Here is a 23824-nt window from a genome sequence, read left to right as displayed (position 1 = left end):
GCCTAGCCCGCCAGGGGGTCGGCGACCGTGACCCTGCCGGCCACGATGTCGTCCCTGACCTGCTTGACCTTGGCGATCACCTCGGGACTCGCCGCCACCGTGCAGCCGGAGGACGCGACGTCGGCGTCCAGGGCGTTCACACCCACGCCCCCTTCGGCCAGGCCGTACACCTTCACGCCGCCGGCCTTGCCGGCCGCGATGTCCCGGATGGCCGCGCTCTCGGCCACGTCCACGTGCTTGATGACGTTGTCGATCACATTCCCCGGGCTCAGCGCGCACTGGTTCACGTCCACGCCGAACGACTTCGCCCCGCCCGCCGCCGCGGCCTCGAAAACCCCGGGGTTGCCGCCGGAGGCCGCCGCGGCGACCACGTCGGCGCCCCGGCCGATGAGCGTCTGGGCCTGGGACTTGGCCCGTGCGGGGTCGCTGAACGGGTTGCTGCCGCCCACGTACAGCGGGGTACCGGTGGAGGACGGGTTCACCGACTTGGCTCCGGCGAAGAACGGGTCGATCCAGCGGTGGATGAACGGCGAGTCCAGCGCGGCGACCACCCCGAGCGAGCCGCTCTTCGACAGCAGTCCCGCCTCCACGCCCGCGAGGTAGGCCGCCTCGTGCTCCTTGAACGACACGCAGGTCAGGTTCGAGGGTTGGGCCTTCGGGCAGGAGTCGATCTCCAGGAAGCGCTGGTCCGCGTGCTGCTTGGGGACGGTGCTGAAGACGTCGTCGAAGGAGAAGCTGATGCCCACGACGACGGTCGGCTTCGCCCGCACCGCGGCGTCGACGTTCTGGGCGATGCTCGACGGGTCCTTGCTCTCATAGAGCTTGAACGACGCCCCGATCTCCTTGGCGGCGGCCTCCGCTCCCTTCACGCCCAGCTGGAGGAAGCTGTCGGTCCCCACCGGGTTGGGCGTGATCAGGATGATCGTCTTGCCGGAGGGGGCCGTGCCAGAGGCGGACGGGGAGCCCCCGCCGCCGCACGCGGCGAGCGAGAGCGACAGGACGGTGGCGGCCGACGCGAGTACGGCGAGTTCACGAGTGTGGAGCATGGTGGTCGTCTTGTTCCTTAGTGCCGCCGTCCGGGCGATATGCCCGGCTCAACTCGGGGCAGCATATCTAGACATTTCCTACCAAGACAACCTGAAAATGGGGAGTGAGATGAGGGGTCAGGCCTGGGCCCGCCACTCGCGGGCGAGCATCGCGTAGACGAGCTCGTCGCTCCACTCGCCCTCGAAGAACTCGTTCTCCACCAGGTGGGCCTCCCGGCGCATGCCCAGCCGCTCCATCAGGCGGTACGACGGGATGTTGCGGGCGTCGCAGCGGCCGTACAGGCGGTGCACGCCGAGCCCGTCGAAGCCGAGGCGCAGCAGTTCCCGCGCGGCCTCGGTGGCCAGGCCGCGGCCGTGGCAGGCGGGGTTGAACACATACCCGATCTCGCCCTGCCGGTTCTCCTCGCTGCGCCAGAACAGCGTGAGGTCCCCGACGACCCTGCCGGTCTCCCGCAGTTCGACGGCCACGGACAGGGCGTCGCCGTCACTGCGGATCTCCGCCCGGCCGATCTTCTCCTCCAGCGCCGCCTCGGTCTCCTCACGGGTGCGGGCCTCCCAGTAGAGGTACCGCGCGACCTCGGGCAGCGAGTGGAAGGCGTACAGGTCGTCGAGGTCGTCCTCGGTGAAGGCGCGCAACGTCAGCCGGGGCGTGGTGATGGGGTACGAGGGGGCGAGCACGCGGCCAGCTTAGGAGCGCCCCGCGTCCCGGTGCCAAGCCTTATTCCGCCCACTGAGGGCGCCCCCGTCGTCCGCGCCCACCGAGAGGCGCCCACCTCGTGCCGGGTGTCCTCCGCACCCGCCCGACAGGCGCCGGCCGAGAGGCGCCCGCCCGTGCCGGGCGTCATTCGTGCCCCTTCTCGTCGTCCTCCCGCGTGTCCTCCGGCGCCTCGCGTCCCGCCGTGGCGACCGCCTCGGCGGCCACGACCAGGGCGACGCCGAGGACGAGGGCGATGATGCTCACGAACACCTCGTTGCCTGCGAAGGCCGGCACCCGCCGGGTCAGGAACGACCGCGCGTGCCCGGTGAGCACGAGCGCGGCGAGGCCGTGAATCCCCTGGATCGCCAGCAGCACGCCGGCGATCGAGACCAGTTTCCGCACGGGCACCAGCCTGGCGGCCGGTGCCACCCGGGCGCGTCCGCCGGAAGTGCAGGAGGATGTCTACTTTGGTCGCTGTCGAGCGGCCCCCGGGCGATCTACGCTCGGGAGCCATGACGGAGCGTCCGCCGCCTCTCGCGGACCCGTTCGCCGAGCGCGGCCGGGTCCGGCGGTCCATGCGCGACTGGGCCGTGGACACGCTGCTGTTCCTGCTGGCGGCGGTCGTCACGCTGCTGCTGTCGATGCTGGTGTGGACCGATCCGGCCCTGTCGCCGCCGATGGCGATGCTGGACCAGGTCCTCGGCGGCCTGGCGTGCGCGGCCCTGTGGCTGCGGCGCAGGTGGCCGGTCGGCCTCGCGCTCGCGCTGGCCGCGCTCTCGACGTTCAGCATGCTGGTGGCGGCCGCGGGCCTGGTCGCGGTCTTCACGGTCGTGGTGCATCGCCGGTTCCCGATCGCCGCGCCCGTGGTGGGGCTCCACCTGCTGGCGATCCTGCCGTACACGCTGCTGCGCCCCGACCCTGACCTGTCGTTCTGGGCGAGCGTGCTGGTGTCGGTGCTGGTGTACGCCCTGGTGGTGGCGTGGGGGCTGTTCGTGCGGGCGAGGCGGCAGCTCGTGCTCTCGCTCCGGGAGCGGGTACGGCGGGCGGAGGTCGAGGCCGCGCTGCGGGAGGAGCGGGCGCGCGGCGCCGAGCGGGAGCGCATCGCCAGGGAGATGCACGACGTGCTCGCCCACCGCATCTCGCTGCTCAGCCTGTACGCCGGAGGGCTGGAGTTCCGCCCGGACGCACCCGCCGCGGACATCAGCCGGGCGGCCGGAGCCATCCGTTCCAGCGCCCACCAGGCCCTGGAGGACCTGCGCGAGGTGATCGGCGTGCTGCGCGGGGGCCCGGAGGACGCGGTCCCCGAGCGTCCCCAGCCGACCCTCACCGACGTGCCGGAGCTCGTCGCGGAGTGCCGGCGGGCCGGCATGGAGATCGAGCTCGCCATGCCGGAGCCGGCGGCCGAGCCCCCGGGCGGCCTCGGGCGCAACGCGTACCGGATCATCCAGGAGGGCCTTACCAACGCCCGCAAGCACGCGCCGGGATCGGCGGTCCGCGTGACGGTTTCGGGAGGGCCGGGGGAGGGCCTGGTCGTGGACGTCGCGAACGCCGGGCCCGCGCGTCCGGTGGCGGCGGGCGCCCGGGCCGCCACCAAGGGGGTCAGGCATACGGCGACCGCCGTCCCGCGCGGTGGGGCGGCCCCGGCTCCGGGCCTTGGCGATGGCGGTGCCCTGCCCGGCGGTGTGTCTCCGGCTCCGGGCCGCTCCGCTGCCGCACGTGGCTCGGCCGTCGCCGTGCCGGACGCGGCTCCGCCGGTCGTCGCCGTGCCGGCCGCGGCCGGGCTGCCGGGCAGCGGCACCGGGCTGATCGGACTGGCCGAGCGGGCGAGCCTGACCGGCGGCCGGCTCGACCACGGCCCGGCGGACGGCGGCGGGTTCCGGCTGCGCGCCTGGCTACCCTGGCCGGCATGAACGGCGTGCCCCCGGCGGACGGCGAGATCCGTGTGCTGGTCGTGGACGACGACCCGCTCGTGCGCGCCGGTCTCGCCATGATCCTCGGCGGGGCCGGGGACATCCGGATCGTCGCCGAGGCGGACGACGGGGCGCGGGTGCCGCCCCTGGTCGCCGAGCACCGTCCCGACCTGGTCCTGATGGACATCCGCATGCCCGGGGTCGACGGCCTGACCGCGACCGAGCGGCTGCGCGCCGCCCCCTCGCCGCCCGAGGTGGTGGTGCTGACCACGTTCCACGCCGACGCCCAGGTGCTGCGGGCGCTGCGTGCGGGGGCGGCGGGGTTCCTGCTCAAGGACACCCCTCCGGGCGAGCTCGTGGCCGCGGTCCGCATGGCCGCGCGGGGCGAGCCGATCCTGTCGCCCGCGGTGACGCGGCAGCTCATCGCGCACGTGGCCGCCGCGGACGGCGACGGCGGGCGGGACCGCGCCCGGGAGCGGCTGGCCCTGCTGAGCGACCGCGAGCGCGAGGTCGCCGTGGCCGTCGGCCGGGGCAGGTCCAACGCGGAGATCGCCGGGGAGCTGCACATGAGCGTCGCGACCGTCAAGGCGCACGTGTCGCGGATGCTCACCAAGCTCGGCCTGAACAACCGCGTGCAGATCGCCCTGCTCGTCCACGACGCCGGGCACCTCGGCTGACCAGCGCCTACCCCGAGATCATGTGCTCCAGCCGGGCGCGGTGCATCACGAGGTCGTCCGGGTCGGCGGGCATCGGCTGCTCGCCGAAGTGGATGCGCCGCCGCCACACCCTCGCCATGATCACGCCGTGCCGCAGGGCCGCGTACGTCTCGTAGAAGTCCATGTCGCGGGGCTCGTGGCCGCTCAGCTCCCGGTAGACCCGGCAGACGTCGGCGCGGGTCATGAAGTCCGGCAGCCCCGGCAGGCCCATGACCTCGGTGACGTCCTGGAAGAAGCGGTGCAGGAAGATCATCCACCCGAGGTCGACCTCGGGCGGGGCGACGGCGGCCATCTCCCAGTCGAGCACGGCGACCGGCTCGAAGTCGGCGTACATCACGTTGCCGATGCGGGCGTCGCCCCAGTTGAGCACGTCCGGGCCGGGGTCGGCGGGCCAGTGGTCCTCCAGCCACCCGAAGGCCCGCTCCAGGAGGGGGATCCGCAGGTCGGCGTGGGCCCACTCGTAGTAGGCCCGCTGCCCGTCCACGTGGCGGCGCAGCCCGCGTCCGGCCGCGGCGACGGACGGCACCTGCGCGGGCCCCACCCGGTGCAGCCGCGCGAGGATCTCCACGGTCCGGTCCCGCAGCCGCGCCCGGTCCGCCGGCGCGGCGTCGAGGAGCCACCCCTCGAACGTGTACGGCATGACGTCCGGCGGCACGAGCCCGCTCGCGCGCTCCATCACGAAGAACGGCGTCCCGAGCGGACCGGGGTCGGGCTCGAACCAGAGCACGCGGGGCGCGGGGACGCCCGCCCGCTCGCGGGCCACCCGCATCACCTCGACCTGCCGGCCGAGGTCGTAGTCGGGGAAGACCGGGACCGCGTCAGCCGACGGCGCCATCCGCGCGACGCACGCGACCGTCCGGCCGTCCCAGGACGCGTCGAACAGCAGCGTCTCGCTCGACAGGCCGTTCGTCTCCGGGGTGGACAGGCCGGAGACCGCGGCCCGGGCGTCGACCCTGTCCCGCAGCCAGGCCTCGATCCGCCCGCGCAGCTCCGCGGTGTCCCGGGTCGAGGTCCGCATACGGGCGGCCTCCCGGCTCTCCTCGTCGAGCCCGCTCATGGCGCCTCCATCGCGTAGCCCCCCGGACTTTTCGTATATCCCGGGCCATCCGCTGTCCAGGTTCCGTTCATGCCGGATTCATGTGAGGGCAAAGGCCGGAGATCGCGGAGCCGACTCGGACACGGGTACGACAGCCGTACTCTTGATTGAGGACACCTACGAGGAGCGACGAGATGAGTTCAGCCGGAGAGGGCCTGTCTCGTCCGTTGCCCGAGCAGGTCCGGTTACATGTCGTGGAGGTCGCGGCCCAGGTCCTGGGCTCCATGGCGGCGGCCGCGGTGCCGCCGCCGTTGCGCGGCATCGCCAGGTTCGACCCGCGCAAGCGGGCCCGCCTCGGGGGCACGCCGATCGCGGCCCAGCTGGAGACCGACAAGAAGTTCCGCGAGCTGGTGGCCGAGTCGCTGGAGACGGCCTGGCCCGAGCTGGTGGCGAGCCTCGCGGAGGGCACGGTCCCCCCGGCGGCCGACCCCGTGCTGGTCGCGGCGGCCGCCTACCTCACCCGTCCCCCCGGCTGGCCGGACCTGGTCGAGCAGGCGCGGGCGGACCTGGAGCGGTCGGCGTCGGTCGACACCCAGCGCGAGCAGGCGGAGTCGCGGCTGCGCGAGCAGCTCGCGGCCCAGCGCGCCTCCGCGAAGGAGGAGGTCGACCGGGTACGCGAGCAGCTGCGGGCGGCCCGCGCGGAGAACGCCGACCTGCGCCGCAAGCTGCACGACGTGCGCGAGCGGGTGAAGGCGGCCGAGGAGCGGGCGGCCGCGCTGGAGGCCGAGACGTCCGAGGCGAGGTCCCGGGCGGCGAGCGCGAACGGCGCGGCCGAGACCGAGCTGCGCCGGCTCAAGGAGCGGCTGGCCGACGCCGAGCGCCAGCTGGAGGCGAGCCGCCGGGCCGCCCGCGAGGGGCGCAGCGTCGAGGACGCCCGGATCCGGGTGCTCATGGACGCCCTGCAGGACGCCGCGGCCGGGCTGCGCAAGGAGCTCGCCCTGCCCACGACGATCAGCAGGCCGGCCGACTACGTCACCGCCGTCGCGCCGGGGGAGCCGAGCGTGTCGGCCGTGCCCGCGCGGGCCCTCGCCAACGACGACCCCCAGCTGCTCGACCAGCTCCTGGCGATCCCCAACCTCCATCTGATCATCGACGGGTACAACGTCACCAAGACCGGCTACCCCACCCTCACGCTGGCCGACCAGCGCGCCCGGCTGCTCACAGGGCTCGGCGGCCTCGCCGTCCAGGCACGCGTGGAGGTCACCTGCGTCTTCGACGGCGCCGAGCTGAACGGACCGGTGCAGGTGTCGGCCCCGCGCGGCGTCCGGGTGATGTTCAGCGCCCCCGGCGAGATCGCCGACGATTTGATCCGGACCCTCGTGCGGGCCGAGCCGCCCGGCCGCGCCATCGCGGTCGTGTCCTCCGACCGCGAGGTGGCCGACTCGGTCCGCCGCATGGGCGCGCGACCGGTTCCGTCGCTGCTGTTGCTGCGCCGCCTCGGCCGCGGCTGACCGCATACCGGCGGATCGTGACGTTCCGCTCGCGGAACGTGATGATTGCCGCGAATACCTGCGAATAGGTTGAAGCTACAAGATCGCCTGGATAGAGTCGCGCCGCAGGTTTAGGTCTATTCCCCAGGGGGCCTGAGTGCGAGGGCGTGTACCGGTGGCCGCGGGCCTGGCCGCCGTGGTTCTGCTGCTGCCGGTGACGGGCGCGCAGGCGGATCCGAAGCCCACCGTCGCGCAGGCGAAGGCGAAGCTGAAGAAGCTGAACGACCAGGCCGACCAGCTCGTGGACCGGTACAACGCGGCCGACGAGAAGTGGAAGAAGGCCAGGAAGCAGTACGCCGCGCTGAACGACGACTACAAGAAGCAGAACAGCCGGGTCGAGGCCCTGCGCAGCGGCCTGGTCTCCCTGGCGGTCAACACCTACCAGGTCGGCGACATGGGCTCGTGGGGCAACGTGTTGTACAGCCCCGACCCGGAGTCGATGCTCAGCAGCCTGGCCGCCCTCGACCAGATCTCCCAGGAGCGGGCCAAGCGGCTCGAGGAGTACGAGGACGCGATCAAGGGCCTCAAGCAGCAGCGCGACCGGAAGAAGACGCTGTACGACCAGGCCGCCCAGGTGAAGACCGACCTGCGCGACCAGAAGGACAAGGTCGAGCGGCTCGTCAGCGAGCAGACCAAGCTGCTGCGCTCGCTGGGCGCGTACAACGTGGGCGATCCGAACAGCGCCGGCGTCTCCTACCGGGGGCCCGCGTCCGGCGACGCGCTCGCGGCCCTGCAGTTCGCCTACAAGCAGGTCGGCAAGCCCTACCGCTACGGGGGCACCGGCCCGGGCTCCTGGGACTGCTCCGGCCTCGTCCAGGCGTCCTGGGCCGCCGCCGGGGTGAGCCTGCCCCGCACCAGCTACGAGCAGTGGGCGTGGGGCGCGAGCCGGCGGGTGCCGCTCGACGACCTCCAGCCGGGCGATCTCCTCTTCCACGCGGGCTTCGGCCACGTGGGCATGTACGCGGGGGACGGGAAGGTCGTCCACGCCCCGCAGACCGGCGACGTTGTGAAGATTGTCACACTCGCCGAGTACCACCCGATCGGTGCCGTCCGCCCGTAGGCGGGCCGGAAAGATCAAATATCAGTGGTACGTATGTGACTCTTGTGACCGTTTTCAGGGTCTGATTCGGCAAATGTGAGCAGTGTCACATTTATGTAAATGTGACGTGGGTATCCTGCGGTTTTCTCTTTGCCGTTCCGTTATTTCGATCTTCGTTCGGCGTCCGGGCTTTGCCGAACGCCGGAACCCCTCGGTAGCTTCTGGGCCGCGGCGAGCACGAAACGCCGCCACGGCGGGCATCGGCCGTCCAGCCGATCTCCGCCGAATCGATCCGTCACCGCCGCCAACGCCTACAACCCCATGCAGGGGCCCCTGGGCGCGGTGACCTGCCGAGTCCGTGCAGTCAGGAGGCACGGAGCCGGGGAACCACTCGACCTTCCGGTGTGGAGGGTCACGGGGTGAATCGGCGCGTTCCAGCGCCGTAGGGCGACTTCCCCGCCCGAATCCGTCAGCTAACCCGGTAGGCGCAAGCGGAAGAACCGAGGAGAGATCCTGTCTACCACCCCCGCTAGTCTGTCCCGTCTTGCCCGCATCACCCTTGGAGGCGTCGCCTTGACGGCGTCCGTGGGGGCCGTCGGCACCCAGCCGGCGGCGGCGGACTCGGTGACAGTGACGGTCACCAAGGTGGCCACGGAGACGTCCGCCACGGCCGTCTCCAGAACGGCCTCGACGAAGACGGCCTCCGCCGCGAAGGCCGTCTCGAAGAGGAAGGTGAAGCTGAGCAGGGCCGCCCTCCAGCGGACCAAGGCTCGGCGAGCGGTGAGTGCGGCCGAGAGCCACATCGGCGCGCCGTACCGGTGGGGAGCCACCGGCCCGCGCGCGTTCGACTGCTCCGGCCTCGTCCAGTACGCCTGGCGCAAGGCGGGCGTACGGCTGCCGCGCACGACGTGGTCCATCCGCGGCGCCGTGAAGAAGAAGGTCGCGTGGGGGCACTTCAAGCCCGGCGACCTCATCTTCAGCAGCGGCGGCGGGCACGTGGGCATGTACGTCGGGCACGGCAAGATGATCCACGCGCCGCACACCGGAGCGCGGGTCAGGATCGACAAGCTCGATTCCTACCGCAGGCGCACCTTCGCGGGCGCCGTCCGTCCGGGCGCCTGACCTCAGGCGTCCATGCCCCGGCCCCGTCCACCCCCGGGTGGGCGGGGCCGCGGCATGTCCAGGCGTCGCCGCGTCGGCTCACCACGACAGGGGCCGCGGCATGTCCGGGGGTTGCGGGGCCGGGGGTCGCCGGGCCAGGGGTCGCCGGGCCGGCTCACTACGATGCTCGCCATGCGCCCACCCCACCACCGCCTTCGACCGTCCGGACGGGCGGCTGCGCGGCGGGGCGGGGTCCGGGCACTCCTCGCGGGGACGGCCGCCGTCGCGCTGGCCGGGCTCACGGCCGCGGCCGCACCCGCGGACCCGCTGCTCCCGCTGGCCCGTTCGATCGTCCGGGAACACCCCGCCATGTGGACCGGCGCCTCGGTCGCCCGCGGCGAGCACGCGGTCGTCGTCGGCCGCCCGGAGGCCCTCGTCGCCGGCCTCGCCGTGCTGGCCGACCGGGGGAGCCGCGCGGTCGCCCGGGTATGGGGGCGGCCGGTCGACGCGGTGGTCCTGGTCCCCGCCACCGACGCGGACGCGGCCGCGCTGGCCGCGCCGGCCCGGGTCGAGGGGCTGGCGGCGCTCGCCGGGGCGGCCCGCGTGATCGTGGAGCCGTCCGGCTTCGCCCGGCTGTCGCGCGCCGGCCGTCAGATCGTGCTCACCCACGAGCTCACCCATGTCGCGACCGGGGCGGCCGTCCACGCCGGCGTGCCGGCCTGGCTGGTCGAGGGCTTCGCCGACTACGTGGGATACAAGGACAGCGGACTGCCGGTCGCGGCGGTCGCCGCCGAACTGGCCGCCGCCGTCCGCGCCTCCGGACGGGCGCCCGCCGCGCTGCCCGGACCGGACGACTTCGCGGCCCGGCCGCCCGAGGCGTACGAGGGGGCGTGGCTGGCCTGCCGGTACGTCGCCGAGGGCTTCGGCGAGCGGGCCCTGGTCGCCCTCTACCGGGCGGCCCTCCGGGAGGGGCTCGACCGGGCCCTGCGCGACACGCTCGGCCTCACGATCTCCGAGCTGACCCTGCGGTGGCGGGCGTACGTGCGGGCGGAGCTGGCGCCGGGCCCGCCGTGAGCCCGTGCTGCGAGAATGCCGGTCATGACGCGGCGCCTCCCGGGTATGCGGAGGGCCGGCGCCGCGCGCAGGGGATCGAAGGGGCGGGCATGGGGAAGAGGACGCTGATCGTCACGAACGACTTCCCGCCCCGCCCCGGCGGAATCCAGGCGTTCGTGCACGGGCTCGCCTCGCGCCGCCCGCCCGGCTCGGTGGTGGTGTACGCCCCGAGGTGGCGGGGCTGCGAGGAATTCGACGCTCGGCAGCCGTACGAGGTGGTGCGCCACCCCTCATCGCTCATGCTCCCGACGCGGTCGGTCGCCCGGACGGCCGCCGGGCTGGTCGAGGACGGCGCGACCGTGGTCTTCGGCGCGGCGGCGCCGCTCGGCCTGCTCGCGCCCGCGCTGCGCAGGGCCGGGGCGGCCCGGGTGGTCATGCTCACGCACGGTCACGAGGCGTCGTGGGCGCGCCTCCCCGGTTCGCGGCGTCTGCTGCGCCGCATCGGCGAGGGCGCGGACGTCGTCACCTACCTGGGCGAGTACACCCGCCGCCGCCTCGCCCCCGTCGTCCCCGCGCGGAAGCTGGTCAGGCTCGCGCCGGGGGTGGACACCGCGACGTTCCGCCCGGGAGCGGGCGGTGAGCGCGTGCGGGCCTCGCTCGGACTGGGCGACCGGCCGGTGGCGGTCTGCGTGTCCCGCCTCGTGCCGCGCAAGGGCCAGGACGTGCTGATCCGGGCGTGGCCGCTGGTGCTGCGCCGCGTCCCGGACGCGGTCCTGCTGCTGGTCGGCGGCGGCCCCTCCCGCCGCGCGCTGGAGCGCGCCGCCGCCCGGTACGGCGTCGCGCGCTCGGTCGTGTTCACCGGGTCGGTCCCGTGGGCCGCCCTCCCGGCCCACTACGACGCGGGCGACGTGTTCGCCATGCCGTGCCGCAGCAGGCTCGCCGGGATCGACGTGGAGGGGCTCGGAATCGTCTACCTGGAGGCGTCGGCCACCGGGCTGCCGGTGGTCGCGGGCTCCTCGGGGGGCGCCCCCGACGCCGTACGGCCCGGCGAGACGGGCCTGGTCGTCGACGGCGCCTCCCGGGACGACGTCGCCGCCGCGCTCGCCGGGCTGCTGGCCGACCCGGCCCGGGCCCGCGCGATGGGCGAGCGGGGCCGGGCCTGGATCGAGGAGGAGTGGCGGTGGGACCTGGTCTCCGCCCGCTTCGCCGGCCTGCTCAGCTCGCCGGCGCGGGGAACGGGACCGGCGGCGGAACGTCGCTGAGGAGCCTGCGGGTCGTCTCCAGGCCCCACGCGTCGAGCGCCGCGATGCGGTCCGACGACGCCCGCAGGCCGCCGTACCGCTCGACGACCTCGGCCCACTCCTCGCGCCGCTCGACCTCGGGACGCACGATCAGGCAGTCGGGGTCGTTCACCCAGAACCTGCCGTGCTGCCAGGCCCGCCCGACCGTGGACAGGACCGCGCCCCGCTGGCCGGGCAGCGCCGGGTCGCCGTACCAGGGCTCGTACTGCGGGGCGGTGTCGGCGGAGACCCGCATCGCGTCGAACAGCCCGACGCTGGGCAGGATCGGCGCGCCGCAGCCCAGCAGGTACGCCTCCGGCCCGATGGTCTGCCTGATCAGGCGCAGCCCCTCGCGGTACGCCTCGAGCGGGCCGGCTCCCGAATGCCGCGGTCCGTCGAGCGCCCCCGCGTAGAGGAAATCGATCTTGAAGTAGTCGAAGCCGGCGGCCCGCAGGGTCCCGAAGGTCTCCCGCAGGTACGCGGCGGCGCCCGGGTGGGTGACGTCGAGCCCGGCGAGGTCCTGGTCCCAGTTGTGCCCGGCGCCGGCGTGCCCGCCGTCCGCCCGGATGAGCCACTCGGGGTGCTCCCGGACCACCCGGCTGCGGGCGCCGGCGAGGAACGGCGCCACCCAGATGCCCGGCCGCATCCCCGCGTCGCGGATGCGCTTGGCCAGCCCCTCCAGCGAGGCGAACCGGTCCGACAGGTCGAGCCAGTCGCCGATCTCGGCCTCCCAGCCGTCGTCGATCTGCAGTACGTCCACGGGAAGCGCCGCGTCCACCACGGCCCGCAGGTTCTCGTCGACGTCGGCCTCGGTCACGTGCTCGAAGTAGTGGTACCAGGAGCACCAGACGGTCGGGGCGGGCCGGATGGGCCCGGCTCCGGCGCGCAGGGCGAAGCCGTCGGCCCAGGCGGACAGCGCGTCGTACAGCGGTCCCGGGTGGGTCCGCGCCGTCACCGGGCCCTCGGCGCTGATGACCAGGCGGTCGCCGTCGGGCTCGGCCCGGATCGACGCCACGCCGGTGAGGCCGTCGGCGCAGCCGTAGACCACGGTGGTGCCGTCGCCCGGCTCGACCGCGAGGAGGCCCTCGCCCTGGAAGCCGCGCGAGGGTCCCGGCCGGCCGGGCCGGTAGCTCATGATCTGGGTCACGGGCCGCACCGGCCGGGCTCCGGTGGCCGTCGCCGGATGGTCGGTCGAGGGGCTCCACGACTGCCAGCCGTGCTCGTACACGCGAGCCGCGGCCGGGTCGACGGGAAGGACCTCGATCAGTTCGTACATGCACCCCTCCTGGGGGATCGGATGTGGTGGTGAGGGTCAGCCCTTGGTGGCGCCGCCGGTGAGGCCCTTCACGAAGTGCTTCTGCAGGAACAGGTAGAAGACGAGGACCGGGATGGTCCCCATGAACATGAGGGAGAAGATGGTTCCGTAGTCGGTCCGCCAGACCCCGACCGAGCGGAAGATGCCGGTGGTGATCGTGGTGCCCTGGCTCGGCCCGAGGATGATCAGCGGATCGATGAAGTCGTTCCAGATCCAGACCCCGAGGAAGATCAGCACGCTCGCGGTGGCCGGCCGCAGCAGCGGGAACACGATCCGCCAGAAGATCTGGCCGCGGGTGGCGCCGTCGATGGCGGCCGCCTCCTCCAGGTCCCGCGGCACCGACCGCATGAACCCGGTGAACACGAACACCCCGAACGGGACGTAGTAGCCCACGTTGAACAGCACGAGGCCGGGCAGGGTGCCCATCAGCCCCACCGCGCGCAGCACGTACGTCACCGGCGCGAGGATCACCTGCGGCGGGATCATGAGCCCGCACAGGAGCAGCAGCATCAGGCCGCGGCCCCACCGGCTCGGCGAACGGGCGAGGTAGTGGCCGAGGGTGGCCGACAGCACGGTCAGCACCATGACCGACAGCCCGGTGACCAGGATGCTGTTGGTCACGCTCGCCCAATAGAGGTTGTCCGGCCGGGTCAGCAGCGTGCTCAGGTTGCGCAGCGTGAACGGGTGGGGCGCGCCGATCGGGTCCGTCCGGATCTGGTCGGGGCTCTTGAACGTGTTGATCACGCCGACGTACAGCGGCACGAAGAAGAAGGCGCCGACGGCGAGGGCGGCGAGCGGGCGCGCCCACGGGGGAGCGGTGTCCCTCACTGGTCGATCTCCCTTCTGCGCAGCACCGCGAGCGAGACCGCGGTGAGCGCGGCGATCACGACGAGCATCGCGACGGCCTCGGCCGAGGCGTATCCCTGGTGGTTGTCCACGAACGCGGTCTGGATGGCGAGGAAGGCGATCGTGGCGGTCGAGCCGGTGCCGGGGCCGCCCTGCGTCATGACCTGCACGTGGTCGAAGATCTTGAAGGCCGAGATCAGCAGCACCACGGTGTTGACGGTCAGGGCTGGGGCCAGCATCGGCCAGGTGACCCGCCAGAACCGCCGGACCGGGCCGGCGCCGTCGATGGCGGCCGCCTCCATCAGCTCCTTCGGCACGCCGGACAGGCCGGCGAGGTAGATGACCACGCAGAAGCCGAGCATCTGCCAGCACAGCACGGTGGCCAGGGAGTAGAGCGCGATGTCGGGGTCCGACAGCCAGCCCGGCGGGTCCTGCACGCCGAGGGCGCGCAGCACCTGGTTGACCGGGCCGTCGTCCTGCAGCATCCGGGTCCAGATCACGCTGATGACCACCGAGCTGAGCACCATCGGCGTGAAGAAGACGCCGCGCAGGGCGTTGTAGAGCCACCCCCTGCGGTCGAGCAGCACTGCGATGCCGAGACCCAGCACGTTCGGGACGATCACCACGATCGCGGTCAGGATCGTGGTGATGCGCAGCGAGGTCAGGAACGCGTCGTCCTGCAGCATGAGCTGGTAGTTGCGCAGCCCGACGAACCTGGTCGGCGGGTTGAACGGGTTGTAGTTGGTGAGGCTGTAGCCGAAGCTCACCGCGATCGGCACGAGCACGAAGCAGACGTAGATGAGCACGCCGGGGGCGCCGAAGCTCAGGAAGTGCCAGACCCGGGGCCAGACGCCGCGGGATCGTCGATGGCGCGTCCGGCCGGCGGCCCGGGGCGCACGAGGCCGGGTGGCCACGTCGGAGACCATGGATTCCTTCAGTCCTTGCCTTGGGTGAGGTCCGCGCCGGGCGGTGGCCCGGCGCGGATCCTCGCGGAGGTGCCGTTCCCCGGGCCGGTTCGCTGACCTGCCCGGATGGCGGCCCGTGAGTCCCGTGAGCGCTCACGGACCGCACTTTTCGATCAGGATGATTTATCCCACTCGGTGTCGAGGTAGCCCGCCGCCTGCTTGGGCGTCTTCTTGCCGGTGATGATGTCCTGCGCGGTGAGGTTCCACTTGTCCGGCATGCCGGCGATCATCCCGTCGTCGCCCTGTTCCCACCCGAAGGCGGGGACGGTGGCCTTCTGGTCCACGGCCTCGCGGTACAGGTCGTACACCGCCTTGAACACCGTGCCGTCCTTGGCGGGGAGCGTGTAGCCCTTGATCGCGGGGAACAGGGCGTCGGCCACCGCCGAGGTGTCGAGGTAGTCCTTGTCGGTCTGCCACGCCAGGGCGAACTTCTTGGCGAGGTCGACGTTGGGGGACTTCGCGTTGACCGACAGGCCGCCGCCGGTGAACGAGGGGAGGTGGAACGACCCGTCGTCCGCCGGCCAGGCGAAGATGCCGATGTCGTCCTTCGCCTTGGACGCGTCGCTCGCCGCCGCGAACCAGCTGCCCATCGGGTACATCGCGCCCTTGCCGTCGAGGAAGGCGGCTTGAGAGGCGTCGTAGCTCTGGCCGAGGTCCTTCTTGTTGAGGTAGCCCTTGGCCGCCAGGTCCGCGAACTTCTGGGTGGCCTTGAGGAACTCGGGCGAGTCGAACTTCGTCGACCCCTCGCGGCGCTGGTGCATCCACTCGGGGTCGGCCGCGTACAGGTCGGTGGTCAGCGTGCCGGTCCAGGGCAGTGAGGAGCCCCAGCTCGGGTTGCCGCCGATCACGAACGGCTGGATTCCCTTGCCCTTCAGCGCGGCCGCGTCGGCGAGCAGCTCCGCGTACGTCTTCGGCGGCGCGGAGATGCCCGCCTTCTGGAACAGGCTCTTGCGGTAGAAGACCTGCCAGGTCTGCGTGTTGGCCGGGAGCTGGACCGTCCTGCCCTTGATGGCGCTGCACTTCGGGCACAGGAACTGGGACAGCTCGCTGTCGCCGAAGGTGGCGAGGTTGCCGCCGTTGTCGAACGAGGGCAGGTCCTGCAGGCCGATCTGCACGTCGGGGAACTGGCCCGACGCGAGGAGCTGCTTGGCGTACGCCGTGCGGTCGCCGGGAGCGACGATCTTCTTGACCGTCACCCCGACCTTCTTGCTGACCCTCGCGATGTTGTCGTCCCAGAACTTGGGGGTGAGGTTGTCGGTCTCGAAGACCAGGAACGTGATCTCCTTGCTCCCCGAGGCGCCGGAGCCGCCGCTCTGACCGCCGCCCCCGGTCTGGTCGCCGACCGAGCAGGCGCTCAGGCCGCCGGCGACCGTGAGAGCTGTGCCGAGCACCAGGATCCTTCTCATACTGCCACCTTCCTCGCCGGTACCGCAGCGAGTCGACGACCCTACTCATCGGACCACTCCGCGCCGAAACACCGGATATTTCGGGGAGAGGCCCGCCTGTTGTAGCTGATTGGTACGACCAGTGCTTACCTATGAGCTCCGTACCATGTCAAGATGGCCGGGCCCCGGCGCCCCGGCCGATACCGAGGTGTGACGTGGCGGCGGCCTCTGGGCGGGCGGCCGGCGCACCCTGGTGGCGTCCGTGTCGAAGGTCCGACCACTGGTCGGTCCGCGCGGCACAATTCCCGGACCGGTGCGGGCGGGATGGCAGAATTGGTAGGACCACATGCCAGCCGAGGAAGAGCGCGGAGTGAAGCGGCCAATCACCGAGGAGCGCGGGACGTCCGGCGCCCGCACCACGGTCACCGAGCGGGCCATGCGCAGGATCATGGACATGATCTCCGGAGGGGCGCTGCTGCCGGGCCAGCGGCTGCCGACCGAGCGGGAGTTCGCCGCCGACCTCGGCCTGTCCCGGAGCTCGATGCGGGAGGCCATCCGGGCGCTGACCGTGCTCGGCGTGCTGGAGTCCCGGCACGGCGCCGGGGTCTACGTCACCGCGCTGGAGCCGCGCGACCTCCTCGACACGTTCGGGGTGGTGGCCGAGATCTCCCGCGGCGACACGCTGCTCCACCTCGTGCAGGTCAGGAAGATCCTTGAGCCGGCCGCCACGGCCACGGCGGCGGCCCGCATCGACGACGAGGTCCTGGCCCGCCTGCGCGCCGAGATGACGGCCATGGAGCAGGGCGGGACGGCCGAGGAGATCGTCAGCCACGACCTGGAGTTCCACCGGCTGATCATCGAGGCGGCGGGCAACCCCGTGCTGTCCGCGATCCTCGACGGCCTGTCCAGCCGCACCTTCCGCGCGCGGGTCTGGCGCGGCTACCGGGTGGAAGGCGTGTTCGAGCGCACCTTCGCCGAGCACGACCGCATCTACCGGTCCCTCGTCGAGCGCGACCCCGAGAGCGCGCGCACGGCGGCCGCGATCCACGTCGCGGCCGTCGAGGACTGGCTGGGCACCCAGGCCGACCTCGGCTGACCGCCGGGCCGGGCGCCCGGCCCGACCGCCCGGCCCGACCGCCAGGCGGGGCCGCCGGGCCTGAGCGCCGGGCGGGGCCGCCCGGCGGGGCGGCGTCAGCCGTACAGCTCGTCGATCTGCTTGGCGAAGTCGCGCATCACGACGTTGCGCTTCACCTTCAGCGACGGCGTCAGGTGGCCGCTCTCCTCGGTGAGGTCGCCCTCCAGGATGAGGAACTTCTTGATCTGCTCGGCCTTGGAGACCGTCCGGTTGGCGTCGTCCACCGCGCTCTGCACCTCGGCCACGATCGCCGGGTCGCTCGTGGACACCTCGGCCTTGCCGTTGGCCTGCTTCCACTGCTCCAGCGCCTCGGGGTCGAGCGTGACCAGCGCCCCGATGAACGGCCGGTCGTCGCCGACCACCATCACCTGGCTGATCAGGCGGTGGGCGCGGATGGCGTCCTCCAGGGGCGCCGGCGCGACGTTCTTGCCGCCCGCGGTGACCAGGATCTCCTTCTTGCGGCCGGTGATGCGCAGGTAGCCGTCGTCGTCGAGCTGCCCGACGTCCCCCGTGTGGAACCAGCCCTCGGGGTCGATCGCCTCCTTGGTGGCGCGCTCGTTGTTCCAGTAGCCGTCGAAGACGTGCCGGCCCCGCACCAGGACCTCCCCGTCGTCGGCGATGCGGACGCCCACGCCGGGGAACGGCTTGCCGACCGTGCCGATCTTGTTGGCGCCCGGGATGTTCACCGTGGAGGGCGCGCTGGTCTCGGTGAGCCCCCAGCCCTCGAACACCTCGATCCCGACGCCGCGGAAGAAGTGGCCGAGCCGCTCGCCCAGGGCCGAGCCGCCCGAGACGGCGGCGCTCAGCGCGCCCCCGGTGGCGGCGCGCAGCTTGCCGTACACGAGCCTGTCGAACATCGCGTGCTTGAGCCGGACGCCGAGGCCGGCGCCGCCCGTGCTCTCCGCCCTGCTCCAGGCGATCGCCGCGTCCACGGCCGCGTGGAAGATCTTGCCCTTGCCCTCGGACGTCGCCTTCTGCTCGGCCGCGTTGTACACCTTCTCGAAGACCCGCGGCACGCCGAGGAGGAACGTGGGCTTGAACGCCTGCAGGTCGGGGGCCACGTTCTTCATGTTGGGGGTGTGCGCGAGGACCGTCCCGGTCTCGATCAGCACGATCTGGATGAGCCGGGCGAAGCTGTGCGCGAGCGGCAGGAACAGCAGCGCGGCCCTGCCGTCGACGTCGAAGAGCGACTCCAGCGGGCCCCTGGAGACGTTGCGCGCGGTGAACAGCAGGTTGTCGTGGGTGAGGCGGCACCCCTTCGGCATGCCGGTCGTGCCGGAGGTGTAGATGATCGTGGCGAGGTCGCGGCCGCCCCGGCTGGAGCGGCGCTCGGCCAGAGTGTCGCCGGTCACCTCGGCGCCCAGCCGGGTGAGCTCGTCGAGGCCGCCGCCCTCGATGCGCCACACCGGCCCGAGGCCGGGCATCGCCTCGCGGACCGCGTCCTCGTGGGAGGCGAGCTCGACGACGGCGGCCTTGGCGCCGCTGTCGGACAGGATCCACTTCACCTGGTCGGCGGAGGAGGTCTCGTAGATGGGCACCCCGACCCCGCCGGCCGCCCAGATGGCGTAGTCGGCGACCGTCCACTCGTACCGTGTGCGCGACATCAGCGCGACCCGGTCGCCCGGCTCGACCCCGGCGGCGATCAGCCCCTTGGCGACCCCCGCCACCTGGTCGCGGAACTCGGCCGCGGTCACCGGCGTCCAGGGGGCGCCGGGGGCCTCGCCCTCCTTGCGGCGGATCACCACGGCGGCCGGCTCGTCCACGCCGCGCTGGAACACCACGTCGGTGCAGTTCGCCGACAGGGGGACGTCCACCAGCACGGGAACGCTGAACTCGCGCACGGTCACTCCTTCGCCCAGCCCCGTCGGGCTCCGGGACGAGGGGGCCGGAGCCACATCAGCGGAGCATCACTCTTTGTGTCTCACCGGACGCTACCGTGCGATGTTACGCGTGGGTAGGTCCGTCACCCAGGCGTTATCCGGGCCAACCCGCACGCTATCAGTCTCCCCTCCCGGGGCCGTCCCAACACGCGGATTCGCACAAGCGTTTGGTTGGCAACCGTCACGCCGAGCTTACGATGTCGCCATGCGAATCCACGTCGTCAGCGACGTCCACGGCCGGGTGGACGCCCTGGCCCGAGCCGGCGACGGCGCCGACGCGCTGGTGTGCCTCGGCGACCTCATCCTCTTCGTCGACTACGCCGACCACTCCCAGGGGATCTTCGCCGAGCTGTTCGGCGCGGAGCGGGCCACGCGGTTCATCGGCCTGCGCACCGCCGGGCGGTTCGACGAGGCGCGGGCCATGTCGGCCGAGCTGTGGGCCGGGCTCGGAGGCGACCCGCGCGAGCACCTCGAGGCCGCCGTCCGCCGGCAGTACGAGCAGATCTTCGCGGCGATGCCGACGCCCGCCTACCTCACGTACGGCAACGTGGACGTGCCCCGCTACTGGGAGGACTACCTGCGGCCGGGCCAGCGGGTGCTGGACGGGGCGACCGTGGAGATCGGCGGCCTCACGTTCGGCTTCGTCGGCGGCGGGCTGCGCACCCGCTACCGCACCCCCAACGAGATCGACGACGAGGAGTTCGCCCGCAAGGTCGAGGCGGTCGGCCAGGTCGACGTGCTGTGCTGCCACATCCCGCCCGCCATCCCCGACCTGCTGTACGACACGGTGGCCCGGCGCTTCGAGCGGGGGAGCGAGGCCACGCTGGAGGCCATCCGGCGGACCCAGCCGCGGTTCGCCCTGTTCGGCCATGTCCACCAACCACTGGTGAACAGGACGCGCGTCGGCCGTACGGAGTGCGTCAACGTCGGCCATTTCCGCGGCCGCGGCACGCCTTTCGCCCTGGAATGGTGAAGTACGGTTAGCGCATGGCTGATCGCACCTCGTCGAGCATCACGATCGGCGCCGACCGGTCGACAATCATGGCCGTCATCGCCGACTTCCCCTCCTATCCCGAGTGGGCCGGCCAGGTGAAGGCGGCCGACGTCCTGGAGACGGGGGAGGACGGCCGGCCGTCGCGCGTCCGCTTCGTCCTCGACGCCGGCGTGATCAGCGACGACTACGTCCTCGGCTACGAGTGGGACGGCGACGACGCGGTGAGCTGGCGCCTGGTCGACGCCGGGCGGATGGTCTCCGGGCTGACCGGCAGCTACCGCCTCGACGGCGCCCCCGGCGGCACCGAGGTGACCTACGAGCTGGCCGTGGACCTCAAGGTCCCGATGATCGGCATGATCAAGCGCAAGGCCGAGAAGGTCATCATCGACACCGCGCTGAAGGGGCTCAAACGGCGCGTCGAGGGCCGATGAGGGTCCTCCTCTTCACCGGGAAGGGCGGGGTCGGCAAGACCACGGCCGCCGCCGCGACCGCCACGCTCGCCGCCCGCAGGAGCCTGAAGACGCTGGTCGTGTCCACCGACACGGCCCACTCGCTGGCCGACGCCCTGGCCGTGCCGCACTCCGACGAGCCGGTCGAGGCCGCGCCCGGCCTCTATCTCCAGCAGGTGGACACCCAGAGGTCCCTCGAACGGCACTGGGGCGAGCTGCGCGACTACGCCGCCGGCGTGTTCGCCGAGCTCGGCCTCGACGAGATCACGTCCGAGGAGGTCACGGTCCTCCCGGGGGCCGAGGAGGTCATCGCCCTGCTCGAGTTACGGGAGCAGGCGCGCACCGGCCGCTGGGACGTCGTCGTCGTCGACTGCGCCCCCACGGCCGAGACGCTGCGGCTGCTGGCGCTCCCCGAGGCCCTCGACTGGCACGTCAACCGCCTCCTTCCCGTCGGCAGGCGGCTCCTCGGGGCGCTGTCCCCGGTGATCCGGCACGTCGCCAGGGTGAGCGCGCCCGAGGGCCAGGTGATCTCCGCGGGAGAGCGGCTGCATCGCGGTCTCATGGACGTGCGCCGGCTCCTCACCGGTGACCAGGCCTCCGTACGGCTCGTGCTCACCCCCGAGGCCGTGGTCGTGGCCGAGGCCCGCCGCACGCTCACCTCCCTCAGCCTGTACGGCTACCGCGTCGACGCGGTCGTCGCCAACCGGGTCTTCCCCGCCGGGGGCGCCGACGAGTGGCGCCGCGGCTGGGTGGAGGCCCAGGCACGGCGGATGGAGGAGGTCCACGCCTCGTTCGCCCCGCTGCCGGTCCTCACGATCCCCTACCTCCCGGCGGAGCCGGTCGGCCCCGAGGCGCTCGCCGAGGTCGCCGAGCACGTCTACGCCGGCGTCGACCCCTTCGCCCCTCCCACCGTCGAGCCGCCGATGCGGATCACCGCCGACGAGCTCACCCTCGCCCTGCCGCTCGCCGACCGCGACGACGTCGACCTGGCCCGCAAGGGCGACGAGCTGATCGTCACCGCCGGGCCGTACCGCCGGGTGATCGCCCTGCCCGCCGCCCTCGCCCGCAGGACGATCTCGGCGGCGGCGCTCCGCGACGGCCGCCTCCGGGTACGGTTCGAGGCAGGAGGGGCGAAATGACCGAACCTATGGAAACCAACGGAAGCGGCCCTGCCGGCGCGGACCGTCAGGGCTCCGGCCAGCGGCGTCCCGACCCGCTCGGGTCGGCGGGCGAAGAGGCGATGAAGCTGCTCGACGCGCTGCAGCAGCGGGTGGGCCGCGAGTTCGGCAAGGGCCTGGTCAAAGGCGGCATGAGCGGGATCGGCTCGGCGTTCGGCGGGACCGGCGGCGGCCGTACCGTGGACGTCTGGGGCGAGGCCGTCGCGGAGGGCCACGGCGACGAGTACATCTGCCGGGCCTGCCCGGTATGCAGGGTGATCGCGGCGCGGCGGGATGCCGGCGGGGACGTCGCCGACCATCTGATCGCGGCGGGCGGCGAGCTGTTCGCGGCGTTCCGCCAGGCGGTGGACGCCCTGCAGCGGCCGTCGCGTCCGTCCGGGCACCGGCCTCCGGACGGACCCGGGGTGGAGCGCATCGATTTGGGCTGATCTGGTGAGATAAGTCGAGACTCATCCCGGTCACGTTGCCTATACCGCTTTGATCCGCTTCAATCGGCCCGGGCTCCGGACTCGGGGCCGGGCGGACGGAGAGGGAGACAGCATGGGGCTGACCATCGGCGTCGACGTGGGCGGTACCAAGATCGCGTCGGGTGTCGTCGACGAGGAGGGGCGCATCCTGGAGAGCGGCGTGCGCCACAGCCCCGCCGGGAGCCCGGAGAAGATGGCCCTCACGATCGCCGAGGCGGTGACCGACCTGGCCGGGCGGCACGAGGTCGAGGCCGTGGGCATCGGCGCCGCCGGGTTCATCGACGAGACGCGGTCCGTCGTCCGCTTCGCCCCCAACCTGGCGTGGCGGGAGGAGCCGCTGCGCAAGAAGGTGAGCGAGCTCGTCGACCTGCCCGTCGTGGTGGAGAACGACGCCAACGCCATGGCCTGGGGCGAGTACCGGTTCGGCGCCGGCCGCGGCGAGAGCCACGTGGTGTGCGTGACGGTCGGCACCGGCATCGGCGGCGGCATCGTCCTGGCCGGCGACCTGTACCGCGGCCGGTGGGGGATGGGCGCCGAACTGGGCCACACGCAGGCGGTGCCGGGCGGCCGGGCCTGCGGCTGCGGCAACCAGGGCTGCTGGGAGAAGTACGCCAGCGGGAGCGCGCTGCTGGTCGACGCGAAGGAGAACGCCCAGGCCGACCCCTCGTCCGCCGTCCGTCTGCTGGAGCTGGCGGGCTCGGTCGAGGGCATCAAGGGCGAGCACGTCACGGAGGCGGCCCGGCGCGGCGACGCCGCCTCGCTGGCGGCGTTCGCCAGCCTCGCGGGCTGGCTCGGCCAGGGTCTCGCCGACATCGCGGCGATCCTCGACCCCGGCTGCTTCATCCTCGGCGGCGGCGTCTCCGGGGCGGCCGACCTGTTCCTCGACGGCGTGCGCGACGAGTTCGCCGCGCGGCTGACCGGCCGGGGGCACCGCCCGCTGGCCGAGATCCGGGTCGCCGAGCTCGGCCCGGCCGCGGGAGTCGTCGGCGCCGCCGACCTCGCCCGCCTCCGCTGAACGGGTGCTGAGGGTCGCGACCTACAACGTCCGGTCACTGAGGGACGACCAGGAGGCGCTGGTCAGGGTGGTCGCCGCGATGCGCCCCGACGTGCTGTGCCTGCAGGAGGCCCCCCGCTTCGCCGGCTGGCGGCGCCGGCGGCGCGACCTCGCGGCACGGCTCGGCATGACGGTGGCGGCGGGCGGCCGCGTCGGCGGCGTCGCGGTCCTCGCCGGGCCCGCCGTACGGGTCCTGCGGGCGCGCTCCCTCCGGCTGCGCTGGTACGCCGGCCTGGAGTGGCGCGCCGTCGCCCTTGCCGTGGTCGAGAAGGACGGCGACCGGTACGCCGTGGCCTCGGCCCACCTCGACCTGGTGGCCGGGGCCCGGCTCCGGCACGCGGTCGAGGCGGTGGCGTTCCTGGAGGAGGCGGCCCGCGGCTCCCGCGCCTTGCCGGTGCTCGGGTGTGACGTCAACGAGCGGCCGGACGGCCCGGCGTGGGGCCACCTGGCCCGCCGGTACGCCGACTGCTTCACGGTCGCGCCCCGCGGCGACGGCCGGACGTTCCCCTCCGCCCGTCCCGGGGCGCGCATCGACGCCGTCTTCGCGGGCCGCGGCGTCGAGGTGCTGTCCTGCGGCGACGCGGGCGCCGCCCCGGCCGACCTCGCCGCCGCGAGCGACCACCGCCCGGTGGTCGCCGAGCTGCGCCCGTCGCACCCCCTCTGACCTGCGCGGACGGCCGATTCTCACGGCCAGGTTCCGGTTGGTACGTATAGGACCTTACGGTCAC

At 73.0% G+C, this 23824-nt stretch carries 23 protein-coding genes and 1 riboswitch; of the genes, 14 read left to right on the top strand and 9 right to left on the bottom strand.

All coding sequences use genetic code 11. The features are described from left to right. Positions 1-2: 2 nt before the first annotated feature. From Mco01_RS01610 to Mco01_RS01600, 3 genes are all read right to left on the bottom strand, one after another. Positions 3-1046, bottom strand: coding sequence for a BMP family ABC transporter substrate-binding protein (locus Mco01_RS01610; RefSeq protein WP_204055094.1), 1044 nt, complete (start codon positions 1044-1046; stop codon positions 3-5). Positions 1047-1163: 117 nt separating this feature from the next. Further along, on the bottom strand, positions 1164-1724 hold the full coding sequence (locus tag Mco01_RS01605; RefSeq protein WP_204055093.1) for a GNAT family N-acetyltransferase: 561 nt from the start codon (positions 1722-1724) through the stop codon (positions 1164-1166). Between the two features lie 163 nt (positions 1725-1887). Beyond that, the gene (locus Mco01_RS01600; protein WP_204055092.1) at positions 1888-2145 is read right to left on the bottom strand and encodes a hypothetical protein; all 258 of its coding nucleotides are present in this window, start codon (positions 2143-2145) and stop codon (positions 1888-1890) included. A gap of 110 nt (positions 2146-2255) precedes the next feature. Between Mco01_RS01600 and Mco01_RS01595 the strand changes: the two genes are divergently transcribed. Together Mco01_RS01595 and Mco01_RS01590 are read left to right on the top strand one after the other, a co-directional pair. Further along, positions 2256-3653 carry a sensor histidine kinase gene (locus Mco01_RS01595; RefSeq protein WP_239103255.1) on the top strand — a complete coding sequence of 466 codons (1398 nt, stop codon included), beginning with the start codon at positions 2256-2258 and terminating at the stop codon, positions 3651-3653. After that, complete coding sequence (locus tag Mco01_RS01590) at positions 3650-4330, top strand: response regulator (RefSeq protein ID WP_204055091.1); 681 nt, start codon at positions 3650-3652, stop codon at positions 4328-4330. Before Mco01_RS01595 ends, Mco01_RS01590 begins: the two co-directional genes overlap by 4 nt. A gap of 7 nt (positions 4331-4337) precedes the next feature. On the opposite strand, the gene Mco01_RS01585 is transcribed toward Mco01_RS01590, so the two are convergent. Next, the gene (locus tag Mco01_RS01585; RefSeq protein WP_204055090.1) at positions 4338-5426 is read right to left on the bottom strand and encodes a phosphotransferase family protein; all 1089 of its coding nucleotides are present in this window, start codon (positions 5424-5426) and stop codon (positions 4338-4340) included. A 173-nt stretch (positions 5427-5599) separates the two neighbouring features. Between Mco01_RS01585 and Mco01_RS01580 the strand changes: the two genes are divergently transcribed. From Mco01_RS01580 to Mco01_RS01560, 5 genes are all read left to right on the top strand, one after another. Then, positions 5600-6916, top strand: a complete 1317-nt coding sequence (locus tag Mco01_RS01580) for an NYN domain-containing protein (RefSeq protein ID WP_204055089.1) — start codon at positions 5600-5602, stop codon at positions 6914-6916. A 136-nt stretch (positions 6917-7052) separates the two neighbouring features. After that, entirely contained in the window at positions 7053-8015 is a 963-nt protein-coding gene (locus Mco01_RS01575; protein WP_036321659.1) for a C40 family peptidase, read from the top strand. Positions 8016-8332: 317 nt separating this feature from the next. Next, a riboswitch (cyclic di-AMP (ydaO/yuaA leader) is annotated at positions 8333-8497 on the top strand. Between the two features lie 70 nt (positions 8498-8567). After that, the gene (locus Mco01_RS01570; RefSeq protein WP_239103254.1) at positions 8568-9116 is read left to right on the top strand and encodes a C40 family peptidase; all 549 of its coding nucleotides are present in this window, start codon (positions 8568-8570) and stop codon (positions 9114-9116) included. 171 nt (positions 9117-9287) lie between these two features. Next, entirely contained in the window at positions 9288-10169 is an 882-nt protein-coding gene (locus tag Mco01_RS01565) for a hypothetical protein (protein WP_204055088.1), read from the top strand. Positions 10170-10258: 89 nt separating this feature from the next. Continuing rightward, positions 10259-11410, top strand: coding sequence for a glycosyltransferase family 4 protein (locus Mco01_RS01560; RefSeq protein ID WP_204055087.1), 1152 nt, complete (start codon positions 10259-10261; stop codon positions 11408-11410). Here Mco01_RS01560 and Mco01_RS01555 read toward each other — a convergent pair. From Mco01_RS01555 to Mco01_RS01540, 4 genes are all read right to left on the bottom strand, one after another. Then, complete coding sequence (locus Mco01_RS01555) at positions 11364-12704, bottom strand: glycoside hydrolase family 36 protein (protein ID WP_204055086.1); 1341 nt, start codon at positions 12702-12704, stop codon at positions 11364-11366. The two genes, Mco01_RS01560 and Mco01_RS01555, sit on opposite strands and share 47 nt — an antisense overlap. 36 nt (positions 12705-12740) lie before the next feature. Then, positions 12741-13571 carry a carbohydrate ABC transporter permease gene (locus tag Mco01_RS01550; RefSeq protein WP_036321653.1) on the bottom strand — a complete coding sequence of 277 codons (831 nt, stop codon included), beginning with the start codon at positions 13569-13571 and terminating at the stop codon, positions 12741-12743. Beyond that, on the bottom strand, positions 13568-14515 hold the full coding sequence (locus Mco01_RS01545) for a carbohydrate ABC transporter permease (protein WP_204055085.1): 948 nt from the start codon (positions 14513-14515) through the stop codon (positions 13568-13570). The genes Mco01_RS01550 and Mco01_RS01545 overlap by 4 nt, the downstream gene beginning before the upstream one ends. A gap of 152 nt (positions 14516-14667) precedes the next feature. Continuing rightward, positions 14668-15960: an ABC transporter substrate-binding protein gene (locus Mco01_RS01540; RefSeq protein WP_204055084.1), complete on the bottom strand. Its 1293-nt coding sequence runs from the start codon at positions 15958-15960 to the stop codon at positions 14668-14670. Between the two features lie 349 nt (positions 15961-16309). Between Mco01_RS01540 and Mco01_RS01535 the strand changes: the two genes are divergently transcribed. Continuing rightward, positions 16310-17035, top strand: a complete 726-nt coding sequence (locus Mco01_RS01535; RefSeq protein ID WP_239103253.1) for a FadR/GntR family transcriptional regulator — start codon at positions 16310-16312, stop codon at positions 17033-17035. A 95-nt stretch (positions 17036-17130) separates the two neighbouring features. Here the strand turns inward: Mco01_RS01535 and Mco01_RS01530 are convergent, their stop codons facing one another. Then, entirely contained in the window at positions 17131-18915 is a 1785-nt protein-coding gene (locus Mco01_RS01530) for an AMP-dependent synthetase/ligase (RefSeq protein WP_204055082.1), read from the bottom strand. A 244-nt stretch (positions 18916-19159) separates the two neighbouring features. Between Mco01_RS01530 and Mco01_RS01525 the strand changes: the two genes are divergently transcribed. The 6 genes from Mco01_RS01525 to Mco01_RS01500 all read left to right on the top strand — a co-directional run bounded on the left by Mco01_RS01525 (position 19160) and on the right by Mco01_RS01500 (position 23760). Further along, positions 19160-19927 (top strand): metallophosphoesterase family protein, encoded by a 768-nt coding sequence (locus Mco01_RS01525; RefSeq protein WP_036321646.1) that lies wholly within the window; start codon positions 19160-19162, stop codon positions 19925-19927. Positions 19928-19941: 14 nt separating this feature from the next. Continuing rightward, complete coding sequence (locus Mco01_RS01520; protein ID WP_204055081.1) at positions 19942-20379, top strand: SRPBCC family protein; 438 nt, start codon at positions 19942-19944, stop codon at positions 20377-20379. Then, positions 20376-21536, top strand: coding sequence for an ArsA family ATPase (locus tag Mco01_RS01515; RefSeq protein WP_204055080.1), 1161 nt, complete (start codon positions 20376-20378; stop codon positions 21534-21536). Before Mco01_RS01520 ends, Mco01_RS01515 begins: the two co-directional genes overlap by 4 nt. An 8-nt stretch (positions 21537-21544) precedes the next feature. Further along, on the top strand, positions 21545-22003 hold the full coding sequence (locus Mco01_RS01510; RefSeq protein ID WP_204055079.1) for a hypothetical protein: 459 nt from the start codon (positions 21545-21547) through the stop codon (positions 22001-22003). Positions 22004-22115: 112 nt separating this feature from the next. Beyond that, positions 22116-23057, top strand: coding sequence for an ROK family glucokinase (locus Mco01_RS01505; RefSeq protein ID WP_204055078.1), 942 nt, complete (start codon positions 22116-22118; stop codon positions 23055-23057). A gap of 4 nt (positions 23058-23061) precedes the next feature. Beyond that, positions 23062-23760, top strand: a complete 699-nt coding sequence (locus Mco01_RS01500; protein WP_204055077.1) for an endonuclease/exonuclease/phosphatase family protein — start codon at positions 23062-23064, stop codon at positions 23758-23760. Positions 23761-23824 lie beyond the last annotated feature (64 nt).

Origin of the sequence: Microbispora corallina (assembly GCF_016863035.1) — a bacterium.
Taxonomy (GTDB): Bacteria; Actinomycetota; Actinomycetes; order Streptosporangiales; family Streptosporangiaceae; genus Microbispora; species Microbispora corallina.
Note: the sequence above shows the minus strand (reverse complement) of the source record. Positions and strands in the feature narration are given on the sequence as shown.

Excerpts from the sequence above, each read along its gene's own strand:
- Mco01_RS01610 (WP_204055094.1), bottom strand. The coding sequence starts at position 1,046 with ATGCTCCACACTCGTGAACTCGCCGTACTCGCGTCGGCCGCCACCGTC.
- Mco01_RS01595 (WP_239103255.1), top strand. The coding sequence starts at position 2,256 with ATGACGGAGCGTCCGCCGCCTCTCGCGGACCCGTTCGCCGAGCGCGGC.
- Mco01_RS01590 (WP_204055091.1), top strand. The coding sequence starts at position 3,650 with ATGAACGGCGTGCCCCCGGCGGACGGCGAGATCCGTGTGCTGGTCGTG.
- Mco01_RS01585 (WP_204055090.1), bottom strand. The coding sequence starts at position 5,426 with ATGAGCGGGCTCGACGAGGAGAGCCGGGAGGCCGCCCGTATGCGGACC.
- Mco01_RS01580 (WP_204055089.1), top strand. The coding sequence starts at position 5,600 with ATGAGTTCAGCCGGAGAGGGCCTGTCTCGTCCGTTGCCCGAGCAGGTC.
- Mco01_RS01565 (WP_204055088.1), top strand. The coding sequence starts at position 9,288 with ATGCGCCCACCCCACCACCGCCTTCGACCGTCCGGACGGGCGGCTGCG.
- Mco01_RS01560 (WP_204055087.1), top strand. The coding sequence starts at position 10,259 with ATGGGGAAGAGGACGCTGATCGTCACGAACGACTTCCCGCCCCGCCCC.
- Mco01_RS01555 (WP_204055086.1), bottom strand. The coding sequence starts at position 12,704 with ATGTACGAACTGATCGAGGTCCTTCCCGTCGACCCGGCCGCGGCTCGC.
- Mco01_RS01545 (WP_204055085.1), bottom strand. The coding sequence starts at position 14,515 with ATGGTCTCCGACGTGGCCACCCGGCCTCGTGCGCCCCGGGCCGCCGGC.
- Mco01_RS01540 (WP_204055084.1), bottom strand. The coding sequence starts at position 15,960 with ATGAGAAGGATCCTGGTGCTCGGCACAGCTCTCACGGTCGCCGGCGGC.
- Mco01_RS01525 (WP_036321646.1), top strand. The coding sequence starts at position 19,160 with ATGCGAATCCACGTCGTCAGCGACGTCCACGGCCGGGTGGACGCCCTG.
- Mco01_RS01520 (WP_204055081.1), top strand. The coding sequence starts at position 19,942 with ATGGCTGATCGCACCTCGTCGAGCATCACGATCGGCGCCGACCGGTCG.
- Mco01_RS01515 (WP_204055080.1), top strand. The coding sequence starts at position 20,376 with ATGAGGGTCCTCCTCTTCACCGGGAAGGGCGGGGTCGGCAAGACCACG.
- Mco01_RS01510 (WP_204055079.1), top strand. The coding sequence starts at position 21,545 with ATGGAAACCAACGGAAGCGGCCCTGCCGGCGCGGACCGTCAGGGCTCC.
- Mco01_RS01505 (WP_204055078.1), top strand. The coding sequence starts at position 22,116 with ATGGGGCTGACCATCGGCGTCGACGTGGGCGGTACCAAGATCGCGTCG.